Source organism: Duganella sp. S19_KUP01_CR8, assembly GCF_036688705.1.
GTDB lineage: Bacteria > Pseudomonadota > Gammaproteobacteria > Burkholderiales > Burkholderiaceae_D > Rugamonas.
This window is the reverse complement of record NZ_JAQQPR010000014.1, coordinates 123175-149205: the sequence shown is the minus strand read 5'-3', so window position 1 is coordinate 149205 and position 26031 is coordinate 123175. Positions and strand designations below refer to the sequence as shown.

Genomic DNA, 26031 nt, shown 5'->3' with positions numbered 1-26031 from the left:
GGGCGGCCAAACGAAAAAACGCCCCGGAACGGGGCGTTGAAAGGAAGATATTTCGACCGCCGGATGCTTACCAGCTGGCCTTGAGCGTGTACTTGCCGCTGGTGGCGCCGGTGCCGCCGCTGTAGTAGATCACCTTGGCGTACAGCGTGCCGGCGGTGCCGTAGCTCAGGCTGTCGGTCGCGCCGGTGCCGTTGGTGCTGGAGGCGACCTTGGTGCCGGCGCTGTTGTACAGTTCCAGGTCGTAGTCCGAGCTGGCGTTCGGGGCCAGCGTCAGCGCCAGCGTTTTACCGGACGGCAGCACGATCTTGTAGTAGTCGACGTCCGACGAGGCGCTCATGGTGCCGTTGACGGTGGTGCCGGCGGTGCTGACCGCTTGCGCGGTGGCGGTGGTGTTGTTGCTCTCCACTTCGCTGATGGTCGGGCCGCTGACCACCGACGACAGGATGTTCTGCGCCTCGAACTTGGCCTGGAAGGTGTTGGCGTAGGTCAGGTCAGCCGGGAACAGCGTCTTGGCGGCGTTGACGATGGCGGTGGCCATGGCCGGCATCTTGATGTTGCTGCCCAGGCCGAAGTGCGCTTCCAGGATGATCTGGTCGATATTGGCGCGCGGCTTGCCGGCGGCGATCAGCGCCACCATCGACTGGTACAGCGGCGCCGACCACAATTCATCCGACTGGAAGCTCACGCCGCCTTCGGTCACCGCCTGGTGCGCGGCGTAGGTCTTGCTGGCGTTGTACTTGGCGTCGGTGCGGTTCAGCATGCGGCCGTCCCAGCAGGCGCCGTGGCCGTCCCAGCTGAATGCCCACTCGGGGTGGTAGATCTTGCCGTTCGGGGTGCTGTAGGAGTAGGACGCGGCCCAGTAGTCGCCGAAGCCTTCGCCCATGGCGCCGGTGTCGCCGCCGGTCCAGCTGCTGTTGATGTTGGCCTGGATGCCATGGCCGTATTCGTGCAGGATCACGTCCGCGTCTTCGCTGTCGTTCACGCAGCCGTGGCCGAAGGCCAGGTAGTCGGAACCGGCGGCGCCGCCGCTGTAGTGCGAGTTGTCGTCGCCGTTGACACCGTCGGTGTCGACGTCCAGCGGACGGTTGATGATGGACTTGGTGCCGGTGAAGCCCAGCGACTGGATGTAGCGCTGGCTCTGGTCCAGGTGGAAGTAGACGTTGGTGTCGTCGAAGCCGTTGTTGCCGCGCTTGGCCGTCCACACGCCGTTGCTGGTGGTGCTGGGCGCCGTGGCCGGGGATTCGATGTTCTTGATGTTGACGAACGGGCCGCTCAGTTTGTAGACGCCGCCGGTCACGGTCAGGTCGCGCAGGGTCTTGGTCGAGTAGGCGGCGTCGAAGGCGGAGGCGGGCGAGGTGTCGGTCAGCGCGTCGGTGTTCAGCACCGTGCGCGGATCGGGATCGAAGGCGTAGCCGGAACCGTTGATGCCCGACGGCGTGACGGCCGCCACGGCGCCGCCTTGCAGCTTGCGGCCATGCGCGTCCTGGCTGTCGCTGACCGCCTTGGTGGCGGCGTGGCGGTCCAGCACCGGGCCGGCCAGTTCGGCGCGGGCGTCCAGCGTGCGCTTGCCGCGCCGCGGCAGCGAGGTGGAATAGGAGCCGATGACGGCGCCGTTATGCGCGTTCAGGTATTGCACGAAGCCGCCGGTCGGCATCTGCGCCTCGATGCGCACCTTGCGCGCCAGTTGCACGCCATCCTTGGTGGTCACCCACACCAGTTCGGAGGACGGCGCGGTCACCAGCGGGTGCTGCACCTTCATATTGGTCCAGGCCTTGTCCAGCGCCTGGTCGTCGGAGATCTGGGCCTGGTTGTACAGCTGGTTGACGGCGCTGGCGTCCACCTTGTCGGAGATGTAGCGGGTTTCGTTGAAGATCTTTTGCAGCTGGCCGTTCTTGCTGATGGAGACGACGATCTCGGCCCGGTCCACCGGCAGGCCGCGCAGCATCTGCTGATAGTGGTAGTGCTTGCCTGTGAGCGATTCCTGCACCTTCACCAGTCCCAGGTTGTTCAGCGATGCCGGCAGGCCGAATTGGGCCGCGTTCTGGCGCAGCGCGTCTTCGGCCGTGGTGGCGGTGGTGCTCGAGTACAGCGTCAGGTTGTCAACGGAATAGCTGCCGGCGTGCGCGGAACCCGCGTAGGCCAGGACGATCAGGGATGCAATCAGGGGACGGGCGAATTGGCGCATGCTGCATGAACTCCTATAGGTATTGGTTTATTGGTTTCGGTATGCGAGCCTTGTGGGTGCCAAACGAGTATATCCACGACTTTTTGCCATTTGTAAAATCGGGCGTTTTTAGACAGTTTTTCGGATTCTGTTAAAAATGAGACATAGCGGCGCTCCGCGTGCGGCGCTAAGATGGACCCCAAATCACCCACCAAAGGTAGCTTATGCACAGGTTGTTTTCCCTGCTCTTGCCGGTAATGCTGGCGTCCGGCTGCGCGATGGCGCAGGCGCCCAAGCCGATAGAAGATGTGGAGCCGGAGGTGACGCAGCAGGTGGCCGCCGCCGTGGCGAACATGGCGCTTGATCCGGCGGCCGCGCCTGCCGCTGAAGGAGCGTCGCTGCTGCGCGCCTGTCCGGCCCAGGCCGCGCCGCCGCTGGAGCTGCTGCAACGCACGGTCGACGGCGAAGAGCGCACCTATCTGTACCGCACCCGCTGCGGCAAGGCGTTGCTGGTGTCGGCCACCTACGGCAAGAACCGCGCCATCAAGCGCCTGACGGTGAAGGCGGAATAAGACCAGCGCTTGATCAATTCGAACCAGGCGATGCTCGACGCCGTCGCCAGGCCGCACGCCAGCAGCAATGCCGGGCCGGGCCGCGAAAAAGCGAACAGCTCGCGGATGGTGTCCAGGCACAGCACCGCCGTCAACAACAGCATGGTCGCCAGGCTGATCCAGGCGAACGAACGGCCCGACGCCGGCCGCCGTTGCCAGGACGGCTGCGACCAGCTGCGATTGGCATGGATCAGTCCCAGGTTGGACAAGACCAAGGTCAGGAAGGTCGTGGTGCGCGCCATGTCGTCGGATTGGCCTGACCATTTGACGGCCAGGTAGAAGCCGATCAGCATGGCCAGCAGGCCGCCCCCTTGTAGCAGGCCGCGCGCCAGGATCTCGCGGTCGAACAGGTGCATGTCCGGCCGGCGCGGCTTGCTGGCCATGGCGCCCGCTTCGATGGGCTCGGCCTCGAAGACGATGGAGCAGGCGGGGTCGATCACCATTTGCAGGAACAGTATATGCACCGGCATCAGCAGCATCGGCCAGCCCAGCAGCACCGGCAAGATGGACAGGCCGACGATGGGCACGTGCACCGCGACGATGAACACGATGGCCTTGCGCAGATTGGTGAACAGGCGGCGTCCGTGCCGGACCGCCAGCAGCAGCGAGGAGAAGTCGTCCTTGAGCAGCACCAGCGCCGCCGCCTCGCGCGCGACGTCGGTGCCGCGCGCGCCCATCGCCACGCCGATGCTGGCCGCCTTCAACGCCGGCGCGTCGTTGACGCCGTCGCCGGTCATGGCGACCACTTCGCCGCCGTGGCGGAACGCTTGCACCAGGCGCAGTTTCTGCTCCGGCGCGATGCGGCAAAAGACGTCGGTGTCCTTCAGCCGCAGCTGCAGCGTCGCATCGTCCATGGCCGCCAGGTCGGCGCCCGACAGCAGGCCGCCCTGCGCGCCGGTGATGCCGGCCTGGCGCGCGATCGCCAGCGCGGTGGCGGGATGGTCGCCGGTAATCATCACCACCCGCATGCCCGCCGCGTGGCATTGCGCCACCGCCTGTGGAACTTCCGGCCGCAACGGGTCTTGCAGCGCGACCAGGCCGAGGAAGACAAAATCGAACACATGCTGGTTGTCCGGCAGACTGGCCGCCGGGAAGATGGCGCTGGCGACGCCGATCACGCGCAAGCCGTCATTTGCCATCGCCGCGACTTGCGCCTCAATGCTGGCCGCGCGCGCCGGTTCCATATGACATAGATCGATGATGGCCTCCGGAGCACCCTTGGCGGCGATCAGGTATTCCGAACGGTCCGGCGATTGCCAGACGCGCGACATCGCCAGCATCTGCCGCGACAGCGGGTAATCGTCGATCAGCGCCCAGTCCGAATGCAGGTGTTCGGTGTTTGCCAGCAGGCGGGCGCCGGCCTGGCCGATGGCGGATTCCATCGGATCGAACGCCTGCCGGTGGCTGGCCAGGACGGCGTATTCCAGCAAGCCGTGCAGCTCCTCCTGCAAGGCAGGGGCGCCTGGCGCCTGGCAATCATAGTCCGACTGCTCCGACCACAGCTGGACCACTTCCATGCGGTTGACGGTGAGCGTGCCGGTCTTGTCGACGCACAGGATGGTCGTCGCCCCCAGCAGCTCGATCGCGGGAATGCTGCGCGCCAGGACTTGTTCGCGGCCCAGCCGCCATGCGCCCAGCCCGAGGAACAGCGTCAGGATGACCGGCAATTCCTCGGGGAGTATCGCCATGGCCAGGGTCAGTCCGGCCAGCAGGCCCTGCAGCGCATCGCCGCGCAGCCACCAGTAGGCCAACGCCAGGCCGGCGGCCAGGCACAAGCCGCCGGTGGCGACGGTCTTGACCACGCGTCGCGTTTCCAGCTGGATCGGCGTCAGTTCGCTGTCCGTTGCGGCCAGCGCCGCGCCGATGCGGCCGAGCGCGCTGTTCGGCCCGGTGGCCATCACCAGGCCGCTGGCCGTTCCTTGCGTGATCAACGTGCCGGAGTACACGCGGCTTTCCCTGGCGTCAACCGCGTCGGCGCCGTGCTTGGTCACCGGCACGGATTCTCCCGTCAGCATGGATTCATCGACGGTCAGATTCGATGCGGTGAGCAGGTCGATATCGGCGGGAACGCGATCGCCTTCAGCGAGCAGGACCAGGTCGCCGACCACCAGTTCCCGGCCGGCGACGCGCTCTTGCCTGCCGTCGCGTATCACCAGGGCACGCGGGGAGGAAAGGTCGCGCAATGCGTTCAGCGAGCGCTCCGTGCGCCGTTGCTGAAAGTACGTCATGCCGATGACGATGCCGACAAAGGCCAGCAGCATCAGCGCTTCGTTGCGGTCGCCCAGCAGCAGGTAAATGCCGCCGCAGGCGACGAGCAGCAGGAACATCGGCTCGGAAACCACGTCCAGCAGCAGGCGCCAGGCGCTCTGCGGGCGCGAGGTGGGAAGTTCATTCGGGCCGCCGGCGCGTAGCTTTTCCGCCACCTGGCCGGCGGTCAGGCCTTCGTTGTTCCGCTGCGTTGCTGTGGTGTCCATAGGAGGGTAAGCCTTACCGAACGAATATCGTTATCTTAAGTCACTTTAAAAAAAAAGCCCTCCGTCTGCGCAGGGGAGCCGCGCGGACGGAGGGCGAAAGAGCGACCTGATGGCAGGGTCGCGAGGAGATGAACTTTTAGAACGTCAGGTCGAGGCGGGCGCCGAAGTAGCGCTGGTAGTCGCGCGGCGGCAGCCACTCGGTGGTGTTGACCACCAGCGGCGTGTTGGGCGCCTTGCTGCTCCAGTTGCTGTTGGCATAGCCGTTGTTCAGGCCGGCCGCATAGCGCTTGTCGAACAGGTTGTTGACCAGGAAGGTGAACTTGTAGCGGTCCTGCTTGTCCTTCACGCCGAAGCTCAGGTTGGTGATGCTGTAGGCACCCTGTATCGTCATCGGATCCTGGTTCAACGAGAACTGCGTGCGGCTCTGGTAGCGCGTGGTGGCTGCGACAAAGCCGTTGTAACTTTGCGACGGCAGCACCAGGTCGTACTGCCCGCCCAGGTTGATCTTGATCTTGGGCGCGTTCGGCAGAGTCTTGCCGGCCAGGTTCTGCACATTGCTGTTGTTGTACTTCGGGCTGACCACGCAGCCCGGTCCGATCACGGTACCGGTGCCGGTGGCGTTGAGCACGTTGTAGCACGGGCCGTTCTCGAAGGACTGGATGGTGGCCTCGGTGTAGGCGAAGCTGCCGTTCAGTTGCAGCTCGCGCGTGATGCGGATGCTGCCTTCCGCTTCCACGCCCTGCGTGCGCAGGCCGCCGATGCTGTTCAAGCCGGTGCGATAAGTGCCGTCGGCGTCGAAGAAGCTCGACGATTGCTGGAAGTTCGAGAAGTTGGTGCGGAACAGCGCCATGCTGAGCATCGCACGGTTGTCGAGCAGGCTTTGCTTGAGGCCGATCTCGTAACTCTTCGCGGTTTCCGGCTTGACGGCCGGCAGCTTGGCGGTGGCTGCCGTGAAGCCGGACGTCAGGTCGTAGGCCACGCCCTTGTGGCCGGTCGAAGCCATGGCGTAGACCATGCTGTCCTGGTTGAGGCGGTGCTCCAGGCCCAGCTTGCCGGTGAAGCTCTTGTCGTTGTCTTCCTTGTGGTAGTACTCGGTCAGCGCGTGCACTTGCGGCGGCACCGTGTAGCGGCGGAAGTTGTAGCCGGTGTCTTCGTCGTTGTAGCGGCCGCCCAGGATCAGGCTGGTGTTCGGCACGAAGTCCCACGAACCCTGGCCGTAGATGGCCTTGCTGATGTTCCAGGCGTCGGCACCGTAGGAGGTGCCGTAGGCCTGGATCAGCGGCGCCTTGGTCAGCTCGCGGTTCAGCCAGTTCTTGCCGTACCACAGGCCGGCGACGTAGCGCACCGCGCCCTTGTCCGGCGAGGTCAGGCGCAGTTCCTGCGTGGTCGAGTGGACGTCGAACGAACCGTACTGGAACAGGCCGCCGTGCATGCCGGTTGGCTGGCCGTTGGGCAGCAACAGGAAGGGCAGGATGTCGATGTCGGTGTTGTCGTTGTCCTGGTAGTCGTCCATGTGATAGCGGCCGTAGGACGAGATCGAGCTCAGCGTGTGGCCTGCCAGCGGACCGTTGGGGTCGAAGGCCCAGTCCAGCTTGACGCCGGTGCCGATGTCGTGGAACTTGCCGCCGGTCGGGTAATCGTTGCGCACGTCGCGGTTGCCGGGGCCGATGGTGATGCCGTTCAATACCAGCGAGGCCGGCAACTGCGGCGCGTTGCGGTAGATGCCGCCCGGCGACATATAGCTGTAGGCGTTGGAGCAGCAGAACTTCTCGGTGCGGTTGTAGTGCGGCGTCAGCGTGACGGTCAGCTGGTCGAGCGGGTTCCACTCCAGTTTGCCGCTGAGGTTGTCGCCCTTGCTGCCGTTCAGGTGGCCGCCGGTGCTCAGGTCGTTGAGCGTGCCCTGGTAGCTGGTCTTGCTGGCGGCCAGGCGCATGCGCAGCGTGTCCGACACGGCGCCGCCGACGCTGAAGCCGGCCCGCCATTCATGGTCGTCGGTCAGGTAGGTGCTGACGGTGGTCTTGATCGGGCCGCCGATCGGCTTGGTGGTGATGTTGAGCGCGCCGGCGATCGAGCTCTTGCCGAACAAGGTGGACTGCGGTCCCTTCAGCACTTCGATGCGGTAGACGTCGGCCAGGTCCTTGAAGGCGCCGGCCTGCATGCCCTGCGGGATATCGTCGACGATCACCGAGACGTCGGCCTCGACGCCGATGCCCAGCGAGAAGGTGCCGATGCCGCGCATATTGATGCTGAAGTTGCCCGGCTGGCTGCCGTAGGACAGCGTCAGCGCCGGCGACAGCGACGGGATGTCTTCCAGGTCGCGTACGTTGGAGCGTTGCAGCACGGCGTCGCCCAGCACGGTGATCGAGGCCGGTACGTCCTGCAGGTTCTGGGCGCGCTTGTTGGCGGTGACGACCACCGATTCGAGCTTGCCGCTGTCGGCCGGGGTGGCTTGTTGGGCGGAGGCGGCGCTGAGGCCGAGCAAGGGTAGGGCAAGTGCGACTGCGGCCGTGATGGGCCGCAGCGCAGGGATGGCAGGTTTCATGAGGTCTCCAGTTTATTAAGTGCTTTGTGGAATCGCTTCCACTTATGGTCAAAAAATACGCCGGCAATCTCATGGACTGCCGGCGGTGGTGCGCTTACTTGGTACTGACCTTCAGTGGCGCCTTCAGCTTCTGCGCGTAGTTGCGCACGTAGGCTTGCCATGCCGCGCCGTCGGCGAAATCGCCGCTCTTGTTCCACCCCGCGCCGAAGTAGTAGACGAAAGGCTTGCCCGCTTGGGCCATGCCCAGCGTCAGTTGCTGGCCGTCGGTGACGGCGTAGCCGCTGGCGCCGGCCGGCAGGATCACGCCGCAGCCGATGATGCCGTCGTCGCCGTGTTGCGGTTCCCAGTAACTGGCCCAGCCGCCGGCGGCGTCTGTCACGTATTCGCCCTGTCCGTCGCGCTGCACGATGCCCACGCCTACTGTCAGCGGGCCTTTGCCGCCGGCGCTGTAGCGGCTTTCGACGCGGGTCATGTTGGATCCGGCGTCGATCGAGAAGCGCTTCACCTCGGAGACCATGCGGCCGTTGCCCGCGTCCCATTTGCCGAAACTGAGTTCGAACACGGAGCGCAGCGGACCGTCGGCCAGCACCTTCCAGCTCTGGTAGTTGGAGGAGTTATGCAGTGCATTGCCGGTATAGATGGTGGTGCCGCCGCAGCCGCGGTTCTGGCCCACGTGGTAGTAGTCCAGGCCTTCGCCGGCATCCTTGTGATAGGCGCCGTTCTGGTACCACTTGTCCACCACCGGGTAGCGCACGCGCTTGACCCACACGTCCACGCCGCTGCTGATCAGGTGTTCCTTCGGATCCTTGATGATGGCCGGACCATAGACACGGTGCACGGTGCGGTCGCTTTCCCACGCGAAGTCGTCCAGCCGTTCCGGTACGAAGCGCGCATGCGTCTTCACATCGGCCGGCGGTACGGCGGCCACGCGTTCGGCCGGCAGCACCAGGTAGCGGCGCGTATCGCCGGCCGGCACGTTCACGGAGAACAGCAACTGCTTGCCTATCACCTGGGAATTGAGGATCGCCGACGTCGCGGCATCCATCACCACCGGCGCCTTGACGCCCGGGGTGACTTCCACCAGTTCATCGCCGCGCAGGCCGTCGGTGCCGTTGGCCACGCTGACCGTCTGCGGCCTGGCCTTGTCCAGCACCGCCATGCGATACACCTCGCTGCCGGCCAGCAGGAAGCCGCCGACGCCATAGACCTCGGTGGCGTCGTTGTCGAACGACTTGGGATCCTGGCCGATCGGCTGCACGTGGGTCAGCTTGCCGTCGGCCTGCACGTTGGCGACCAGCGCGCTCCACACCTTCTGCACGGCGGGCTTGTAGGTCCTGGCGTCCAGCAGGCCTTGGTTGACGCCCCAGGCAAAGGCATAGGCATACAGCGCCGAGCCGCTCGATTCCTTCAGCGGATAGCTGGCCGGGTCCAGCAGGCTGGCGCGCCACAGGCCGTCCGGCTGCTGCAGCGTCAACAACTTGGCCGACATCTCCTTGTACTGCTGCTCGAAGCGCGGACGGGCAGGGTGCTTGGCCGGCAGGTATTGCAGCATGCGCACCAGGCCACCCATCACCCAGCCGTTGCCGCGTCCCCAGTAGACCTTCTGGCCATTGGCTTCACGCTTGTCGAAGTATTTACTGTCGCGGAAGTAGAGGTGCGCTTCCTTGTCGTACAGGTAGTCGGACGTCGCCCACCATTCGCTGACGGCGAAGTCCAGGTAGCGCTGGTCGCCGGTGATGGCCCACAGGCGCAGCCAGGTCGGAGGGCCCATGAACAGCGCGTCGCACCACGACCAACGGTCCTGGTTGCCCGGCACGGTGAAGTCCAGCGTGCCGTTGCGGCGGTTGGCTAGGATGTCGTCAAAGCTGGCGCGCATGGCGGCGATCATCTTCGGATCGCGCAATTGCAGATACAGCTCGGCGTAGGTCTGGCCGATGATGTGGTCATCCGCGTGGTAGTGCTTGGGGCCCAGCGCCCATTGGTTTTTGTCGCCGATGGCGATCATGGCGTCGCGGTATTTGCGGTCGCCTGAGATACCCACCAAGGCCATGAAACCGGTATCGCCTACCGCCTGCGTCCAGTCGTCGGTGCGGTGCTTGCTGGGGTTGGCCAGCTGCCAGTCGGCCACGCGCTCCATCGCGTTCAACACCGCTTTCGGATTGATGGCGGCAGATGGCGCGGCCGTTTCGGTGGCCGGTGCTTCGCCGGCGAATACTGGTGTTGCGGGCAGTGCGGCCACGAAGGCGGCCAGCACGGCGGCGTGCAGATACGTTGGTTTCATGTAGGTGTCTCGTTGAGTTTTATTTGTACATGGGTCCTGCGGTGACGAACGGGCCTCCCTGGTAGATGGTCGGCGCATCGCCGGCGGCCGGATAGGCTGCGCTGTCGGGGAAATTGCCGGCGAACTGGCCGGAGCTGTGCTTGGGCACATAGCCCAGGTGCGAGGCGTGCTTGTTGTCCCACCACTTGGTCGGATTGTCCGAGGTGCCGAAGGTGATCGTGTGGCCGACGCGCGGCGTGAACAGCGAGCAGCGGATCAGTTCCACCAGGTCGTCGTAGGCCAGGTAGGTGACCATCATACGGCTGTTCTTCGGTTCCGGGAAGGAGGAGCCGATGCGCAGGCACACGGTCTCGGTGCCGAAGCGGTCGTAGTAGTAGCGCGACAGCGCTTCGCCGAAGGCCTTCGACACGCCGTAGAAACCGTCGGGACGCAGCGGCATGCTGGCGTCGACCAGCTGCGTGGTTTCGTAGTAGCCCACCACGTGGCTGGAGCTGGCGTAGATCACGCGCTTGACGCCGCACTTGTGCACCGCCTCGTACAGATGATGCAGGCCGAGGATGTTGGCGTTCATGATGGGTTCGAACTTGTCTTCCACCGAGATGCCGCCGAAGTGCAGCACGGCGTCCACGCCTTCCATCATTTTTAGCACGCCGTCACGGTCGCCCAGGTCGCCGATGACGATCTCCTCGCCTTCGCGCGCTGGGCCCAGGTCCTTGACGTCGTTCAGGCGCACCACGTCGGCCCAGGCCTTGGCGCGCTCGCGCAGGATGGTGCCCAGGCCGCCGCCGGCGCCGGTCAGGAGGATGCGTTTGAATGGTTTTGCGCTAGAGGTATTGGTCATTTTTGTGTTTTGTAGTTAAACGTTTAATCGCAAGTATATCGATTTTATTTTCGTGGTCAATCGCTTTCGTGTCAGTGAGAGCATGGTGTGTGGCGGATTTGCCGTGCTAAGATCGAAGTGGATGGCCCATTAAAATAGAAATCGATTGACTGGATTGATGAAAAAACCCGTACCCACCATCCGCGACGTGGCCGCCGCCGCCGGCGTTTCCACCGCCACCGTGTCCAAGTTCGTCAACGGCGCGCAGCGTTTTTCGGCGGGCGTGGAAGCGACCATCACGCAGGTCATCGCCGACCTGGGCTACCGTTCCAACCCGCTGGCGGCGTCGATGATCACCGGTCGCACCAAGAGCATCGGCCTGTCGTTGCTGGACCTGGCCAATCCGCACTTCGCCAGTGTGGTCAAGGGCGCCAACCGCGTGGCGCAGGAGCACGGCTATACCCTGCTGCTGGTCGATACCGATGAAGACCCGGACCGCGAACGTCCCTTGCTGGAGGCGCTGAGCCGCCGCGTGGACGGCATGTTCGTCATCTCGCGCATAGCGGAATCGGAGATGGAGTGGATGATGGAACTGGGGAAGCCGATGGTGTTCTTCGGCCACCTGGCGCAGCACGATATTCCATGGGTGGCGGGCGACGACCGTCGCGGCGCCTGCATGCTGGCGCGGCACCTGGTGGCGCAAGGGCACCGCAGGATCGCCTACCTGGGCTTCTCCAAGTCGAGGCGCGACGAGGAGCGTCTGGCCGCCATCCGCGAGTGCCTGTCGGCGCACGGCCTGCCGCTGGAGCTGCATGACGCCGGCGCGCCGTCGGCGCCGGAAGGCGCGCGCCTGTGCTCGGCCATCATGCTCGGCGCCGACCATCCGGATGCGCTGATCTGCTACAACGACCTGATGGCGCTGGGCTTCATGAAAGCCGCGCAAACACTGGGCTTCCGCCTGCCGGAGGACATCTCGGTGGCGGGCTTCGACAACATCCAGTTCGGCGCCTACACCTCGCCGCCGCTGACCACCGTCGACCTGCAAAGCGAGCGATTGGGCGCCGCCGCGATGGAGCAGCTGATAGGCCAGATCGAAGGCAAGCCTGCCGCCGCATTCAGCATGATCGAGCCGCAGTTGATACTGCGCGGCTCCATCGCCAACCGCCAGCCCTGAGGCCGTCATTCCCGCGAACGCGGGAATCCATGCACTGCATGAATTCCCTCCATAGAACGCGTCATTAGCAAACTCAGCATGGATTCCGCATCGGCGGACCGCCGCTTTCGCGGGAAAGACGCGGGTTTTTTCACATGACGCTTTACGTCTCCGGAAAAATCACATAACATCGGTTAAACGTTTTCCAAGAAGAGTCTGCCACCCATGATTTCGACCCGATTCCGTCTTTCCTCGTTCGCACTGGCCGCCATGCTGGCCACCGGCGGCGCAGCTGCGCAAACCGCCGCCAACTACGTGCCGCCGCAGGCGACCGCGCCGATGAACCGCATCGTGCAGGACCACGCTTACCAGCAACTGGACTATTTTTTCAAGAAGCTGGTGGCGGAAAAGGAGGCCATCGTTATCGACGGTTACGCGCCGTTCAAGGCGGGCGACAAATTCTTGCCGGGTAAAGTGGCGGCGGGCCTGGGCCACGTGCTGCTGAACAGCGCCAAGGACGATCCGGCGTTGCCGCAGAAGCTGCGCGACTATCGCGACATCGCCGATATGACGGTCGGCATGGACAACCACACCTGGGGCATCTACTACTACATCGGGACGCTGGTCAAGCTGAAGCAAGCGGGCCTGCTGGAGCGGGCGGTCAGCCCGGCCACGCTGGAGAAGCTGCGCAAGCAGCTGGACTGGCGCACCTTTGTCACCGTACCGCAGTATGACTTGATCAACCTGCCGACCAACTACTACGGCGTGGCGTTCAGCATCGCGCGCCTGCGCATGTTGATGGGCTGGGAGGACGACAGCGGCAGCAAGATCCTGCTCGACAAAATGCTCGTGCATTACAAAAAATACTCGGGCAAGTTCGGCTTCTCCGACGAGACCGACGGCGAAGGGCGCTTCGACCGCTACAGCATCCTGTTGATCGCGGAAATCTGCGAGCGCTTCCTGGAGACCGGCATGGAGCCGACGCCGGAGCTGAAAGGCCTGCTGCGCAAGGCGGCCGACATCGCGCTCAACGTCAGCAACACCGCCGGCGACGGCTTCAGTTTCGGCCGCAGCCTCGGGCCGTATGGCGAGACGGCGCTGGTCGAGATCCTGTCCGTGTCCGCCTACCTGGACGTGCTGACGGCGGAAGAGAAGCAGTACGCGTATGCCTTTTCGTCGCGCGTCGCCGCCCGCTACATGGACTTCTGGTACGACCCGGCGATGCACTCGCTGGACATGTGGGGCAAGGGCCGCCGCACCGACGCCTATCGCGGCAAGCACCGCATCCTGGGTGAGAACTTCTCGCTGCTGCACCAGCTGATCTACACCAACGACACCTGGAACAAGGCCGGCATGAAGGACGCGCCGCCCAAGGCCGACCTGCAAGCGTGGCTGGACAAGAACCGCCCGCAGTTCAGCACCACCACTTTCGCGCAGGGCGATTACGACCGCGCGCTGACCGTTTTCCGCGACGGCAACCATGTCGTCAGCCTGAACATCATCAACGGCGGCATCAGCCAGCATGACAACAGCCCGTACTATCCGCTGCCGTTCGCGCCGGGCATCGTCTCCGGCATCGCCGACAGCGGCAGTGCGCATCCGCAGCTGCTGCCGAAGTTCACCATGGCCGACGGTTCGCAATTGATTGGCACGGCGTGGATCAAGGACATCAAGACCAGCCAGGCCGGTCAGCGTTACACCGTCAGTTATCGCCAGGATGAACTGGACCGGCTGGGCAAGAAAAGCCCGGTCAAGGACGGCCGCATCAAGCTGCAAACCACCTACACGCTGGAACATGGACAGCTGACCCGCAACGACGTCTATACGCCGGTGGGGACGCAGGAGGTGGAGAAGATCACGCTGGAATTCGCGTCCTTCTCCGAGCAGCCGGCTATTGACGGCAGCACCGTCACCTTCGCCAAGGGCGATGTCGGCGAGTACAGCGTCTCCGGCCTGCAGCAATGCCAGGTCGCGCCGACCAATGGCAGCAAGGATTATATGGCGCCGTATGGGGCGATGAAGACGCTCGTCACCTGCAGCACCGGCAAGCTGACGATGAAGGAACCGCTGACGATCAAGTGGATCATCAAATACCACTAAGGACACCATGCCGCACTTAAAAATCGAATACACCGCCAATCTCGACGCGCACGCCGACATCGGCGAATTGTGCAGGAAGCTGTCGCACACGCTGGTCACCTTGAAGGATGCTGGCGGAACGCTGGTGTTCCCGCTGCTGGGCACCCGCGTGCTGGCCTATCCGGCCGCGCAGTACGCGGTGGCGGACGGCGAGCAGGGACGCGCCTTCGTCTACATGAACATGCGCATCACGCCCGGCCGCAGCGAGGAACTGGTCAATGCGGTCGGCGACGCCGTGCTGGCCGCCGCGCGCGCGCACCTCGCTCCGGCGCTGGATAAACTGCCGTTGCGCCTCACCCTGCACATCGATGCGACACCGCCTGCTTACGAAGGCAAATTCAGTAGTTGACACAACCGCAAGTCATTCCCGCGAAAGCGGGAATCCATGCTGAGCCGGCCAGGACGCGGTCTATGGATTCCCGCCTACGCGGGAATGACTTCGGTGTCAAATAAGTTGGAGACATAATGCGTAGTGTATTGAAGCTGTTGATGGTAGCGGGCTGCCTGTCGGCGATTGCGGCGGCGTGGGCGCAGGACGACCAGGCCCCTGGCCAGGCGATGGTGGTGCCGGCCGCCGGCGCCCGCGTCGTTTCGGCAGCGGCGGCGAAGCAGCCGCCGACGCTGCACAACATCTACGGCCGCACCCACCTGCTGCTGGACGGCCGCTGGAACTACATCGTCGATCCCTACGAAGCGGGCTACTACAACTACCGCCACCAGCCGTTCGACCAATCCGCCACCGGCTCCGGCGGCTTCTACGACGACCGCAAGCCCAAGGACAAAACCGAATCGGTGGAATACAGCTTCGACGGCTCGCCGACGCTGGCCATTCCCGGCGACTGGAACTCGCAGAACGCCAAGCTGGAAAACTACGAAGGCACGGTCTGGATGCGCCAGCAATTCCAGGCCGCGCCCAAGGACGGCAAGCACTACTTCCTCTACTTCGGCGCGGTCAATTACGAAGCCCACGTCTACCTGAACGGCAAGAAGGTTGGCAGCCACAAAGGCGGCTTCACGCCGTTCCAGTTCGAAGTAACGGGCCGCCTGCTGAAGGGCCAGAACACCGTGATCGTCAAGGCCGACAACACCCGCCACCAGGACGACATCCCGACGCTCAACACCGACTGGTGGAACTACGGCGGCATCACCCGCGACGTGCTGCTGGCCGAAACGCCGGACACCTACATCGCCGATTACCAGATCCAGCTGGCCAAGGGCGACATGGGCCGCATCGAAGGCTATGTGCAGATGACCGGCGCGCAGCGCTCGCAGGACGTGACGATCACCATCCCCGAGGCGGGCGTCAAGGCCACCGTGCACACCGGCGCCGACGGCCGCGCGGCGATCAGCATCCCGCTGGCGAAAAACAGGATGCGCTACTGGTCGCCGGAAGATCCCAAGCTGTACACCGTCACCATCGCCGGCGCGACCGACAAGCTCAATGACCGCATCGGCTTCCGCACCATCGAAACGCGCGGCCAGGACCTGCTGTTGAACGGGAAGTCGGTGTTCCTGCGCGGGATCTCGCTGCACGACGAGAACCCATTGATACCGGGCCGCCTGCGCGGCGAAGGCGATATGCGCATGATGCTGCAATGGGCCAAGGAGATGAACTGCAACTACGTCCGCCTGGCGCACTATCCGCACAGCGAGGAGATGATCAAGCTGGCCGACGAGATGGGCATCCTGGTCTGGGCCGAGGTGCCGGTGTACTGGACCATCTCGTGGGAGAAGCCGGAAGTCTATGCCAACGCCAGCCAGCAGCTGACCGACCTGGTCACGCGCGACCGCAACCGCGCCAGCGTCATCATCTGGTCGATCGGGAACGAGACTCCGGTCAGCGATGCGCGCAATGTCTTCATGGGCAAGCTGGCCGACACCGTGCGCTCGCTGGACCATACCCGCCTGGTCGCCGCCGCGCTGGAAGTGCACCGCAAGGGCAACGAGGTGACGGTGGAAGATCCATTGGCCGACAAGATCGACCTCGCCAGCTTCAATGAGTACGCCGGCTGGTACTGGTCCGACAACAAGGAGATGCTGAAGTTCTCGTTCAAGGTCAATTACAACAAGCCGGTGATCATCACCGAATTCGGCGCCGACGCGTTGGGCGGCCTGCATGCCGACGACGACACCCGCTGGAGCGAGGAGTACCAGGACCTGCTGTACAAGAACCAGTTCAAGCTGCTCGATGCGATCCCCGGCCTGCGGGGCATGACGCCGTGGGTATTGACGGACTTCCGTTCGCCGCGCCGTCCGCACCCGTACTACCAGGACTTCTGGAACCGCAAGGGCCTGGTCTCCGAAACCGGCAAGAAAAAGCTGGCCTTCTACACGATGAAGGCTTACTACGACCAAAAACAGCAGCAGTACAAATGACCATGAAAAAAACCACGCTTGCCCTGGCTGCGGCCTTGCTGCCGTTGTTGGCCCATGCGCAGGACGCGCAGATCGAAAGCAAGGTCGCCGCGCTGATGAAGCAGATGACGGTGGCCGAGAAGGTCGGTCAGCTGCACCAGATTTCCGGCCGCCTGGTCACCGGCCCGACCAGCAGCGACTACGCCGCCACGCTGGCCGATATCCGCCTTGGCAAAGTCGGCTCCATGCTCAACGTGAAAGGCGTGGCAGACACGCGCGCGATCCAGGCATTGGCGCTGCAATCGCGGCTGCATATTCCGCTGCTGTTCGGCCAGGACGTGATCCACGGCTACCATACGGTGTTCCCGGTGCCGTTGGGCGAGTCGGCATCGTGGGACATGGAGGCGATCGAACAGTCGGCTCATATCGCCGCGCGCGAGGCCGCAGCCGCCGGCATCCACTGGACCTTCGCGCCGATGGTGGACGTGGCGCGCGATCCACGCTGGGGCCGCGTGATGGAAGGCGCCGGTGAAGATGCCTTCCTCGGTTCGGCCATCGCGCGCGCACGCGTGCACGGCTTCCAGGGCAAGCAGTTGGGCGCCACCGATTCCGTGATGGCCACCGCCAAGCACTTCGCGGCATACGGTGCAGCCGTGGCGGGCCGCGACTACAACGCGGTCGACATGAGCAACCAGCAGCTGTTCGAAGTCTATCTGCCGCCGTTCAAGGCCGCGCTGGATGCGGGCGCGGCGACGTTCATGAATTCCTTCAACACGCTGAACGGCATACCGGCCACCGGCAACGCCTTCCTGCAACACGACATCCTGAAAGACAGCTGGAACTTCAAGGGCTTCGTGGTCAGCGACTGGGGCTCGGTGCGCGAGATGGTGCCGCACGGTTATGCCAGCGACCTGGCCGACGCCTCCGTCAAAGCCATCAACGCCGGCAGCGACATGGACATGGAGAGCTACGCCCACATCAAGCACCTTGAGGATGCCGTCAAATCCGGCAAGGTGAACATGAAGACGCTGGACGACGCCGTCCAGCGCATCCTGTACAAGAAATTCGAGCTGGGCCTGTTCGACGATCCGTACCGCTACTCGGTCGCCGCGCGCGAGAAGGCCGTGCTGGCCGATCCGTCGCACCGCGCCGCCGCGCTGGACGTGGCGCAGAAATCGCTGGTGCTGCTGAAGAACGGCGTCGCCGGCGCCAAGCCGCTGCCACTCTCGCGCGCCGCGCAAAAGATCGCCGTCATCGGGCCACTGGCCGATGCGCGGCGCGACCTTGAAGGCGGCTGGGTGGTGGAGGGCGACCGCGCGCCCGTGGTCAGCATCCTCGAAGGCATCCGCAGCCACGCCGGCAAGGCGGAGGTCAGCTACGCGCCGGCTTGCGATACCCGCTGCAGCGGCACCGAAGGCTTTGCCGAAGCCGTCGCCACGGCATCGAAGGCGGATGTCGTCGTGTTGGCAGTCGGCGAGACCTGGGACCTGAGCGGCGAAGCCAAGTCCCGCACCGACATCACGCTGCCCGGCCATCAGGAACAACTGTTCGCCGCGCTGAAGGCGACCGGCAAGCCGATCGTGGTGGTGATGCTGGCAGGCCGTCCGCTGGTGTTCAACACCATCGCCGAGCAGGCGGACGCCATTGTCTACGCATGGTTCCCCGGCAGCGAAGGCGGCAACGCCGTCGCCAACGTGCTGTTCGGCGACTACAACCCGTCCGCCAAGCTGCCGATCACCTTCCCGCGCAGCGTCGGCCAGATTCCGTTGTCCTACGCGCAGTACAACACCGGCCGTCCCGTCACGGACGAAAAGAACGTGGTCTACAAATCGGCCTACATCGATTCCGTCAACACGCCGCGCTATGCCTTCGGCCATGGCCTGAGCTACACCGATTTCAAATACTCCGGCCTGACCGTCAGCAGCAAGGAGATGTCGCCATCGCAGCAGGTCACGCTATCGTTCGACCTGGCCAACACCGGCAAGGCCGAGGGCACCGAGATCGTCCAGCTCTACCTGCGCGACATGGTTGCTTCGGTAGTGCGGCCGGTGAAGGAGCTGAAAGGCTTCCAGAAGATCCATCTGCAAGCGGGCGAGCAGCGCCGCGTGAGCTTCACCATCGACCGTGAGCTGCTGTCGTTCTTCAACAGCCAGCTGGTATGGGGTGCCGAGGCCGGCGACTTCAAACTGATGGTCGGCAGCGCCTCCGACGATATCCGCCTTGAGGGTGCAGTGAAACTGCTTCCATCCAAATAACCAGAAGACACCGATACATGAACCAATCCCTTCAACGTAGCGCCACGCCCGTCGTCACCGCCATGCGCGTGATCCCGGTCGCCGGGCAGGACAGCATGCTGCTCAACCTGAGCGGCGCGCACGCGCCTTACTTCACCCGCAACCTGCTGGTCCTGACCGACAGCGCCGGCAACCAGGGCGTGGGCGAAGTGCCGGGCGGCGAAGCGATACGCGCCACGCTGGAAGACGCTCGGGAGCTGATCGTCGGCCAGCCGGTGGGCCACTACAACGCGGTGCTCAACAAGGCCCGCGCCGCCTTCGCGGACCGCGACAGTAGCGGCCGTGGGTTGCAGACCTTCGACTTGCGCATCGCGATCCACGCTGTTACCGCTATCGAGTGCGCGCTGCTGGATTTGCTGGGCCAGCACCTCGACGTGCCGCTGGCCGCGCTGCTGGGCGACGGCCAGCAACGCGCGCAGGTGCCGATGCTGGGTTATCTGTTCTTCATCGGCGACCGCACCCGCACCGACCTGCCTTATGCCAGCGATCCCGGCGCGGCCGACCGCTGGTCGCGCCTGCGCCATGAGCCGGCGATGGATGCGCAAGCCGTGGTCGCGCTGGCGGAAGCGGCGTATGAACGCTACGGCTTCAAGGACTTCAAGCTGAAGGGCGGCGTGCTGCGCGGCGAGGAGGAAATCGAAGCCGTCACCGCGCTGGCTGAGCGCTACCCCGATGCGCGCGTCACGCTCGATCCGAACGGCGGCTGGCTGCTGAAGGACGCGATCCGCCTGTGCCGCGACCAGGGCCACGTGCTGGCCTACGCCGAAGACCCCTGCGGCGCGGAGAACGGCTATTCGGGCCGCGAGGTGATGGCGGAGTTCCGCCGCGCCACCGGCCTGCCGACCGCCACCAACATGATCGCCACCGACTGGCGCGAGCTGGGTCACGCGATCCAGCTGCAATCGGTGGACATCCCGCTGGCCGATCCGCACTTCTGGACCATGCAGGGTTCGGTGCGCGTGGCGCAGCTGTGCCATGAGTGGGGCCTGACCTGGGGCTCGCATTCGAACAACCACTTCGACGTTTCGCTGGCGATGTTCACTCACGTCGCCGCCGCCGCGCCGGGCAAGATCACCGCCATCGATACGCACTGGATCTGGCAGGACGGCCAGCGCCTGACCAAGGCGCCGCTGCAAATCAAGGGCGGCATGGTCGATGTGCCGGCCAGCGCGGGCCTGGGCGTGGAGCTGGACATGGTGGAGGTGGACGCGGCGCACCAGCGCTACCTCAACATGGGCCTGGGTGCGCGCAACGACGCGGTGGCGATGCAGTTCCTGATCCCCGGCTGGAGTTTCGATCCCAAGCGTCCGTGCCTGGTGCGTTAGCGCCGACTAGCGCAGGCGCAGCAGGCGCGCCAGTTCGCCGCTTTTCTCGATGGCGTCGATGGCGGTGTTGACCTCGTCGATGCCGGCGTTGCCCTGCTTGGCCACCGCGCACATCGACTGATACTCGTTGACCACCAGCAGATGGTAGCCGTTCGGCAGCGCGCCTTTGGCGGCCTGGCTGTCGATCATGTTGCGGGCGGCCAGAAAATAGTCGTAGCGGCCGGCCTTCCACTTGAGCAGCGTGAGGTCGGAGGAGGGCGCGTCGTCGCGGACGAACTCCGTGCCCAGGCGTTGTTCGACTTCCGGGTAGCGGAAGCCCAGCACCGTGCCTATGCGCTTGCCTTTCAACTCGTCCAGCGTGCGCGGCGCCGGCACCCGGCTTGACGACACCAGCACTTCCGAGGTGGGGATGAAGGGGCGGCTCCAATACACGTCGCCCTTGACCCAGGCCGGCACATAGCCGCACAGGATGTCGCCTTCGCCGCTTTCCAGCGCGCCTATCATGCGTTTGCGCGGCAACGAGAGGAAGCGCACCGGCCGGCCCATCTGCCGCGCCAGCGCCGCGCCCAGCGCCTCCTGGAAGCGGCTCAGTTCACGTTTGCCGGGGGCGGGGCGCTCTTCGCTCTTCTGCACATAGCGCAGCTCCTGCGCGGCCGATGCCGACGTCGCAAGCAGGGAAAGGACGAGGAATCTGGCGGTTGAATTCATAAGCGCACCGGTTGAGGTTCATTCAAGGTAGATCAATCGGGCCTCGCCGTCAATCCAGCGAGCGTTGCATCTCGTCGATCTCGTCCTTCAGCCAGGCGCGCAGGCGCGCGATCTTGGTCATGCCTTCCTTGCTGGGGCTGACCACCAGCCGGTAGCCGCGCTGGTAGGGGGCGCTGAAGCAGGCGATCCGCCTCAGGGCGCCGCTGCAGAGGTCTTCGTAGGCGATCGCATACGAAACGAGGCTGATGCCCTGTCCCGCCAGCGCCGCCTGCGCCAGCACGGCGAAGTTGCTGTAGCTGCGGGAGAAATCGTAGGTCCCTTTCAGCGCGCTGTTCTTCCGCAGCAGCTGTATCCATTCTTCGTTGCTGTGTTCATGCAGCAGCGGGAAGCGCTGCAGGTCGGCCAGCGTCAGCGCCTCCTGGCCGGGCGCCAGCAACGACGGGCTGTAGACCGCCACCAGCCGTTCGCGGAACAGCAGTTCGGGATCGCCGTCTTCGATCGGATGGAAGCGCAGCGCGGCGTCGGTGCTGCCGTCCTCCAGGTCGGCCAGGCGGTCGCTGGAATCGATGCGGATGTCCAGCTCCGGATATAGCTTGGTGAAGCGGTGGATGCGCGGCACCAGCCACTTGATCGCCAGCGAATGGGTGGTGGAGATGCGCAGTATCTTTTCGTCGTCGCCGTCCTGCAGCGCCACCACCTTGGTGCGCAGATCCCCCAGCGCGCGGGCCACGGCCGCCGCCAGTTCCTGCCCCTTGTCGGTCAACGTTATGTGGCGCGGGTGGCGCGTGAACAGCTCGAAACCCACCGCCGCTTCCAGCTGCTTGACCTGGAGGCTGATCGCCGCCGGCGTCTTGTGCAGCTCCTGGGCGGCCAGCTTGAAGCTGCCCCAGCGGGCGGCGCAGTCGAAGTCGATCAGGCCGGAAAGGGAGCGCAGCGGTTTGTTCATGTCGGGCTTAGGCTAAGTTTTTCTTATTCATCGATAGAAAATTACTCGTTTGATCACGGCAGTACGAGAGAGGAAAATATACCTCATACGCTGATAAAACTCCATGAGTAAGGAATTTTCGATATCGGCGCCACATTCAACAGGAGGTTGCCATGTCCCAGACTCAGACCGTCATCCCGAAACCGGCTGTTCCATGCCCGGCGCCCAAGTTTTCGGCCGAATTGATGCGCATGCTGGCGCAGTTGGTGATGTTGCGTTGAGGTTGCGTTGATGTTGCTTTGACGCAGCGCAGCGGCGGCGCAACAGCCGGCGACGATGGCAGCAGGTTTGTGCAAGTTGCGCTGCATTGCACATCTGCGCCGCCGGCGACGGCGTGACAATCGGTGCTCCACTTAAAAAAATACGGAGACACCATGACCTATCTACGCATCACGGCGGCGCTGGCAGCGCTGCTGGCCGCCGGCGCCGCCAGTGCCGACAATATCTCGCTGCGCCTGAGCTATGCCGACGGCCGCAGCGGCCCGGTGTTCAGCGCCCGCCACGCGGAAATCGGCACCTTCGCCTTGACGCCGGACGTGCGCAACCAGGCGCCGGGCGCGCAGTGGCGCGTGGTTGCGCGCGATGCGCAGGGCGACATCCTGCATGAAGTCACCGTGGCCGCCGCCCAGCAGCGCCACGTCGAAGCGTTCAACCCCAGCACCGGCGCCATCGACATTGCCGAAACCGTGCGCCAGGCGAGCGGCTCGTTTGAAGTGTCGCTGCCGTTCGACAGCGCCACCGCCAGCGTCGAGGTGTTGCCGGTGCAGGCCAGCAGCGGCAAGGGCATGAGCGCCGCCGTCGCCGCCGTCGCGCCGCTGGCGCGCTTCGACCGCGCCACCCTGGCCAAGCTGGCCGCCACCTCGCGCACCGCGCGCGCCGCCGCGCTGACCCCGGCCGCCACCGCAACCACCATCCTCAGCACCGGGCCGGCCGCCGCACGCATGGACTACGTGTTTATCGGCGACGGCTACACCGCAGCCGAAATGGGCAAGTGGCGCACCGATGCGCAAAAAGTCATCGACGGCTTCCTGGCCGACCCGCTGTTCGCCGCCAACCGCGCCAACATGAACGTGCGGCGCGTGGACGTGGCCAGCAACCAGTCCGGCGTGGATGAACCGGACAAGGGCATCTACCGCGACACCGCGATGGACGCCGCCTTCAACTGCTACAACATCGACCGGCTGCTGTGCGTGGACACCGACAAGGTGCACGATATCGTCGGCTCGGTGCTGGCGCCGGACGAACGCGACGTGATCATCGTGGTCGCCAACTCGACGCGCTACGGCGGCTCCGGCGGGGAAGTGGCTACGTTGTCGATGGCGGCCCAGTCGATCGAGATCGCGCTGCACGAGATCGGCCACACCGCGTTCTCGCTGGCCGACGAATACGACTACGGCACCTGCAGCCTGGACGGCGAGCCGGGCGAGCCCGATGTGACGATGAACGCCACCCGCAGTGTCAAGTGGCGCAGCCTGATCTCGGCCAGTACGCCGGTGCCGACCACTGCCGGCGTCTATCCGAACGGCACCGTGGGCGTGTTCCAGGGCGCGCAGTACTGTACCAGCGGCAAATACCGTCCGACTGAAAACTCGCGCATGCGCATGCTGGGCTATCCGTGGCACGCGGTCAACGAGGGCGCGGCGCGCAAGGTGTTCGCGCAATACAGCGGCGGCGCCGCCGGCGTGACGCAAACCGGCACCATCCCGGCCGGCGGCAGCGTCAACGTGCCCAATGTGAACCCGGGCTGGATCCAGGCTGCTGCAGGAAAAATCAGCTTGCAGTTGACCGGCAAGGTGGGCACCACCTACCAGCTCTATCTGTACCAGTACGGCGCGAACGGGTGGGCGCAAGTGGCGACCGGCACAGGTGCGGCGGCCAGTCCGTCGATCTCCTACAACGCCGCGGCAGGCTACTATTATGCGTTAGCCACCAGCGGCACCGGCGGCGCGTATTCGCTGACCTACAGCTATACCAAGCCTTAAGCGCAAGCCTTAGGCGGGTGCGGTGGCGCGTTCCAGGTCGGCCAGCCACAGCATGGCCGATTCGCGGCTGGCGCCGCACATCTCGGTCGACGGTTGCAGGCCGCCGCAGAAGGCCGGGCGTTCGGGACGGCCGAAGATCTTGCAGCGGTTGTCGTCGGCCAGCTGGATGCAGCGCACGCCCGCCGGCTTGCCGTCGGGCATACCGGGGATGGGGCTGGTGATCGAGGGCGCCGTGCAGCAGGCGCCGCAGTTGGGACGACAGTCCAGGGTTGGCGATGAAATATGCATAGGGGCGGTATTTTACGCCCCTTTTTCTCCGGCCAGCCATTTTGCGATGGACGCCGCCACCCACGGGCCGTCGTCCAGCGGCAGGTCGTGGCCGGCGCCGGGGTGCACCAGCAGCGGCGCATCCCATGCCTGCGCCAGCCGCAGCGAGCAGCGGTGATCGACCAGCTGGTCGCCGGCGCCGGCCAGGACCAGCAGCGGCACGGCCGGCCGCGTGGCCGGCGCGCGGAAGCGGGCGGCCGACCACAGCTGGCGCAGCGCGTTGGCGCGCGTGACGGGAAACTCACGCTGGTAGCCCAGCCAGCGTTGCAGCAGCTGTTCGCGTTCGGCGGCTGCGCCGGTGCGGCTGGTCAGGCGCAGGATCAGGCGCTCCTGGCGTTCGACGCCGCCGCGCAATATCAGCTCGACGATGGACGGATAGTTTTGCCAGCGCAGCCGCTGGTGGAAGCGGCTGTACGGCCGCATGCTGGTGTTGACCAGCACGCAGCGTTCCACTTCGTCCGGATAGCGGCTGGACCATTCCACCGCCGCCATGCCGCCCAGCGACAGCGCCAGCAGCGAGTAGGGCGGCTGGATGCCGCGCGCCTGCAGGTCGCGGCGGCAGTACTCCACCATCTGCGCCACCCGCGTGACGCTGCGCAGGGCGTGGCGTTCGCCGTTGCCGGGCAGGTCGGGCGTGACGATGGCGGCGTCCGGCAGCGCGGCGGCCAGCTGGCCGGGAAAGCTGCCCCAGTGGCGCTGTTCGCGCATCAGGCCGCGCAGCAGGATCCAGCTGCTCATGTGTCGTACCACTGCGCCAGCGCGCGCCGGTGCTGGACCTTGCGCGCCATCCCTTCCGGCATCCAGCGCCCGTGGCTGTTGGCCGCGCGCATCAGGAAGTCGAACCAGATCAGGTGGCGCCGCAGCACGCGCTGCAAGCGGTGCTTGGCGGTCGGATTGAAGATGGCGATGCGGTCGAAGATCTGGCGTGGATTTTTCTTCACCCACAGCCACGAGCCCATCTCCAGCGTCAGCGGCAGGAACACCCGATCGCTGTAGCTGGTGCCGTTCAGGTACAGGTAATCCCACAGGTCGCCGTGGGTGCGGTACTGGCGGCTCTGTGGTTCGAATACGTAGTTGTGGTTCGGGTAGCTCTGGCTGAACAACTGCTCCAGCGCGCCGATGTCGGCCAGGTGCGGAATCGGCGCCGTGGTGTGCGCGTGCGGGAACCAGATGCGGTCGCGCAGGCCGAAGCCGGAGTGGCAATCGAGCGCCATGCTGAACTGGCGCGACAGCAGCTCGCGTTCGACCAGCTCGCACACGGCCTGGCTTTCCGCTTCCATCGGCGCGCCGGCCTTGCCGCGATACCACGGCAGGTGATGGCTGTAGCGCTGGCCGCCCAGCATGAACGGCACCTTGTCGACCGCGCTCAATGGCGCGTTGCGCATCAGGTCCACGCCCTGCGGATTGCAGCGCGTGGCCTGCCACATGCCGCCCGGGTTCACCAGCGGCATGAACACCAGCCGCATCGATTCGAGTTGTTGGTGCAAGGTGCTGTCCCAGCGCAGCCGCGCCAGCAGGCTTTCCATGAACGACAGGATGATCTGGGTGCCGATGCGTTCCAGCCCGTGGATGCCGCCGAAGAAACCCAGCGCCGGCACGTCCGGGCTGGGGTTGCCCAGTGCGATGGTGTAGACCGGGAACTGGCGGCCGTCCATCGCCACGGTGCAGGAGGTGCCGACCTCCAGATGCCGCCCGCCTTCGTCGATCAGGCGCTTCAGGGTGATCAGTTCAGGCAGGTTCTTCTCGGGCATGGAGGCGGACGCAGAAAGATGTGATCGACAGTGTAGCCCACTCGCCGCCGCTTGGCGATTCGTATAAATGTTGGTCATATATTAATGTTATGCTTCGGGCACCAAGAACTCTAAGGGAGA

The 26031-nt window shown here is 64.9% G+C and carries 18 protein-coding genes; 8 read left to right on the top strand and 10 right to left on the bottom strand.

The genetic code is table 11. From position 1 onward, the window contains the following. Positions 1-67: 67 nt before the first annotated feature. Positions 68-2185, bottom strand: coding sequence for a M36 family metallopeptidase (locus V6M89_RS15880; protein WP_332854066.1), 2118 nt, complete (start codon positions 2183-2185; stop codon positions 68-70). Between the two features lie 203 nt (positions 2186-2388). On the opposite strand from V6M89_RS15880, the gene V6M89_RS15875 reads away from it, so the two are divergent. Beyond that, positions 2389-2736, top strand: coding sequence for a hypothetical protein (locus V6M89_RS15875; RefSeq protein WP_332854065.1), 348 nt, complete (start codon positions 2389-2391; stop codon positions 2734-2736). Here the strand turns inward: V6M89_RS15875 and V6M89_RS15870 are convergent. The 4 genes from V6M89_RS15870 to V6M89_RS15855 form a co-directional block, all read right to left on the bottom strand. Further along, positions 2688-5249: a cation-translocating P-type ATPase gene (locus tag V6M89_RS15870; RefSeq protein WP_332854064.1), complete on the bottom strand. Its 2562-nt coding sequence runs from the start codon at positions 5247-5249 to the stop codon at positions 2688-2690. The two genes, V6M89_RS15875 and V6M89_RS15870, sit on opposite strands and share 49 nt — an antisense overlap. Before the next feature lie 136 nt (positions 5250-5385). Further along, on the bottom strand, positions 5386-7791 hold the full coding sequence (locus tag V6M89_RS15865) for a TonB-dependent receptor (RefSeq protein WP_332854063.1): 2406 nt from the start codon (positions 7789-7791) through the stop codon (positions 5386-5388). A gap of 94 nt (positions 7792-7885) precedes the next feature. Further along, on the bottom strand, positions 7886-10072 hold the full coding sequence (locus V6M89_RS15860; protein WP_332854062.1) for a glycoside hydrolase family 88 protein: 2187 nt from the start codon (positions 10070-10072) through the stop codon (positions 7886-7888). Between the two features lie 19 nt (positions 10073-10091). Beyond that, a complete protein-coding gene (locus V6M89_RS15855; RefSeq protein ID WP_332854061.1) occupies positions 10092-10913 on the bottom strand; it encodes an NAD-dependent epimerase/dehydratase family protein in 822 nt (273 codons plus the stop codon). Positions 10914-11070: 157 nt separating this feature from the next. Between V6M89_RS15855 and V6M89_RS15850 the strand changes: the two genes are divergently transcribed. The 6 genes from V6M89_RS15850 to gudD all read left to right on the top strand — a co-directional run bounded on the left by V6M89_RS15850 (position 11071) and on the right by gudD (position 20158). Continuing rightward, the gene (locus tag V6M89_RS15850) at positions 11071-12066 is read left to right on the top strand and encodes a LacI family DNA-binding transcriptional regulator (protein WP_332854060.1); all 996 of its coding nucleotides are present in this window, start codon (positions 11071-11073) and stop codon (positions 12064-12066) included. A gap of 204 nt (positions 12067-12270) precedes the next feature. Further along, a complete protein-coding gene (locus tag V6M89_RS15845; protein ID WP_332854059.1) occupies positions 12271-14145 on the top strand; it encodes a hypothetical protein in 1875 nt (624 codons plus the stop codon). Positions 14146-14152: 7 nt separating this feature from the next. After that, positions 14153-14533, top strand: coding sequence for a 5-carboxymethyl-2-hydroxymuconate isomerase (locus V6M89_RS15840; protein ID WP_332854058.1), 381 nt, complete (start codon positions 14153-14155; stop codon positions 14531-14533). 116 nt (positions 14534-14649) lie between these two features. Further along, positions 14650-16560 carry a glycoside hydrolase family 2 protein gene (locus V6M89_RS15835; RefSeq protein ID WP_332854057.1) on the top strand — a complete coding sequence of 637 codons (1911 nt, stop codon included), beginning with the start codon at positions 14650-14652 and terminating at the stop codon, positions 16558-16560. Continuing rightward, positions 16557-18794 (top strand): glycoside hydrolase family 3 N-terminal domain-containing protein, encoded by a 2238-nt coding sequence (locus tag V6M89_RS15830; protein ID WP_332854056.1) that lies wholly within the window; start codon positions 16557-16559, stop codon positions 18792-18794. Before V6M89_RS15835 ends, V6M89_RS15830 begins: the two co-directional genes overlap by 4 nt. 17 nt (positions 18795-18811) lie before the next feature. After that, the gene (gene gudD, locus V6M89_RS15825; RefSeq protein ID WP_332854055.1) at positions 18812-20158 is read left to right on the top strand and encodes a glucarate dehydratase; all 1347 of its coding nucleotides are present in this window, start codon (positions 18812-18814) and stop codon (positions 20156-20158) included. Positions 20159-20164: 6 nt separating this feature from the next. Here the strand turns inward: gudD and V6M89_RS15820 are convergent, their stop codons facing one another. Continuing rightward, positions 20165-20866 (bottom strand): substrate-binding periplasmic protein, encoded by a 702-nt coding sequence (locus tag V6M89_RS15820; RefSeq protein WP_332854054.1) that lies wholly within the window; start codon positions 20864-20866, stop codon positions 20165-20167. Positions 20867-20915: 49 nt separating this feature from the next. Further along, positions 20916-21812 (bottom strand): LysR substrate-binding domain-containing protein, encoded by an 897-nt coding sequence (locus tag V6M89_RS15815; protein ID WP_332854053.1) that lies wholly within the window; start codon positions 21810-21812, stop codon positions 20916-20918. Positions 21813-22225: 413 nt separating this feature from the next. On the opposite strand from V6M89_RS15815, the gene V6M89_RS15810 reads away from it, so the two are divergent. Further along, the gene (locus tag V6M89_RS15810; protein WP_332854052.1) at positions 22226-23833 is read left to right on the top strand and encodes a M64 family metallopeptidase; all 1608 of its coding nucleotides are present in this window, start codon (positions 22226-22228) and stop codon (positions 23831-23833) included. A 9-nt stretch (positions 23834-23842) separates the two neighbouring features. Here V6M89_RS15810 and V6M89_RS15805 read toward each other — a convergent pair whose 3' ends face one another. Genes V6M89_RS15805 through V6M89_RS15795 form a run of 3 tightly spaced genes read right to left on the bottom strand, consistent with a single transcriptional unit; the run spans position 23843 to position 25911 of the window. Further along, positions 23843-24121, bottom strand: a complete 279-nt coding sequence (locus tag V6M89_RS15805) for a YkgJ family cysteine cluster protein (RefSeq protein WP_332854051.1) — start codon at positions 24119-24121, stop codon at positions 23843-23845. A 12-nt stretch (positions 24122-24133) separates the two neighbouring features. After that, positions 24134-24898 (bottom strand): alpha/beta fold hydrolase, encoded by a 765-nt coding sequence (locus tag V6M89_RS15800; RefSeq protein ID WP_332854050.1) that lies wholly within the window; start codon positions 24896-24898, stop codon positions 24134-24136. Further along, positions 24895-25911 carry a M14 family zinc carboxypeptidase gene (locus V6M89_RS15795; protein WP_332854049.1) on the bottom strand — a complete coding sequence of 339 codons (1017 nt, stop codon included), beginning with the start codon at positions 25909-25911 and terminating at the stop codon, positions 24895-24897. The genes V6M89_RS15800 and V6M89_RS15795 overlap by 4 nt, the downstream gene beginning before the upstream one ends. Between the last annotated feature and the right edge of the window lie 120 nt (positions 25912-26031).

Excerpts from the sequence above, each read along its gene's own strand:
- V6M89_RS15845 (WP_332854059.1), top strand. The coding sequence starts at position 12,271 with ATGATTTCGACCCGATTCCGTCTTTCCTCGTTCGCACTGGCCGCCATG.
- V6M89_RS15810 (WP_332854052.1), top strand. The coding sequence starts at position 22,226 with ATGACCTATCTACGCATCACGGCGGCGCTGGCAGCGCTGCTGGCCGCC.
- V6M89_RS15815 (WP_332854053.1), bottom strand. The coding sequence starts at position 21,812 with ATGAACAAACCGCTGCGCTCCCTTTCCGGCCTGATCGACTTCGACTGC.
- V6M89_RS15855 (WP_332854061.1), bottom strand. The coding sequence starts at position 10,913 with ATGACCAATACCTCTAGCGCAAAACCATTCAAACGCATCCTCCTGACC.
- V6M89_RS15820 (WP_332854054.1), bottom strand. The coding sequence starts at position 20,866 with ATGAATTCAACCGCCAGATTCCTCGTCCTTTCCCTGCTTGCGACGTCG.
- V6M89_RS15865 (WP_332854063.1), bottom strand. The coding sequence starts at position 7,791 with ATGAAACCTGCCATCCCTGCGCTGCGGCCCATCACGGCCGCAGTCGCA.
- V6M89_RS15835 (WP_332854057.1), top strand. The coding sequence starts at position 14,650 with ATGCGTAGTGTATTGAAGCTGTTGATGGTAGCGGGCTGCCTGTCGGCG.
- V6M89_RS15830 (WP_332854056.1), top strand. The coding sequence starts at position 16,557 with ATGACCATGAAAAAAACCACGCTTGCCCTGGCTGCGGCCTTGCTGCCG.
- V6M89_RS15795 (WP_332854049.1), bottom strand. The coding sequence starts at position 25,911 with ATGCCCGAGAAGAACCTGCCTGAACTGATCACCCTGAAGCGCCTGATC.
- V6M89_RS15860 (WP_332854062.1), bottom strand. The coding sequence starts at position 10,072 with ATGAAACCAACGTATCTGCACGCCGCCGTGCTGGCCGCCTTCGTGGCC.
- V6M89_RS15800 (WP_332854050.1), bottom strand. The coding sequence starts at position 24,898 with ATGAGCAGCTGGATCCTGCTGCGCGGCCTGATGCGCGAACAGCGCCAC.
- V6M89_RS15805 (WP_332854051.1), bottom strand. The coding sequence starts at position 24,121 with ATGCATATTTCATCGCCAACCCTGGACTGTCGTCCCAACTGCGGCGCC.
- V6M89_RS15870 (WP_332854064.1), bottom strand. The coding sequence starts at position 5,249 with ATGGACACCACAGCAACGCAGCGGAACAACGAAGGCCTGACCGCCGGC.
- V6M89_RS15880 (WP_332854066.1), bottom strand. The coding sequence starts at position 2,185 with ATGCGCCAATTCGCCCGTCCCCTGATTGCATCCCTGATCGTCCTGGCC.
- gudD (WP_332854055.1), top strand. The coding sequence starts at position 18,812 with ATGAACCAATCCCTTCAACGTAGCGCCACGCCCGTCGTCACCGCCATG.
- V6M89_RS15850 (WP_332854060.1), top strand. The coding sequence starts at position 11,071 with ATGAAAAAACCCGTACCCACCATCCGCGACGTGGCCGCCGCCGCCGGC.
- V6M89_RS15840 (WP_332854058.1), top strand. The coding sequence starts at position 14,153 with ATGCCGCACTTAAAAATCGAATACACCGCCAATCTCGACGCGCACGCC.
- V6M89_RS15875 (WP_332854065.1), top strand. The coding sequence starts at position 2,389 with ATGCACAGGTTGTTTTCCCTGCTCTTGCCGGTAATGCTGGCGTCCGGC.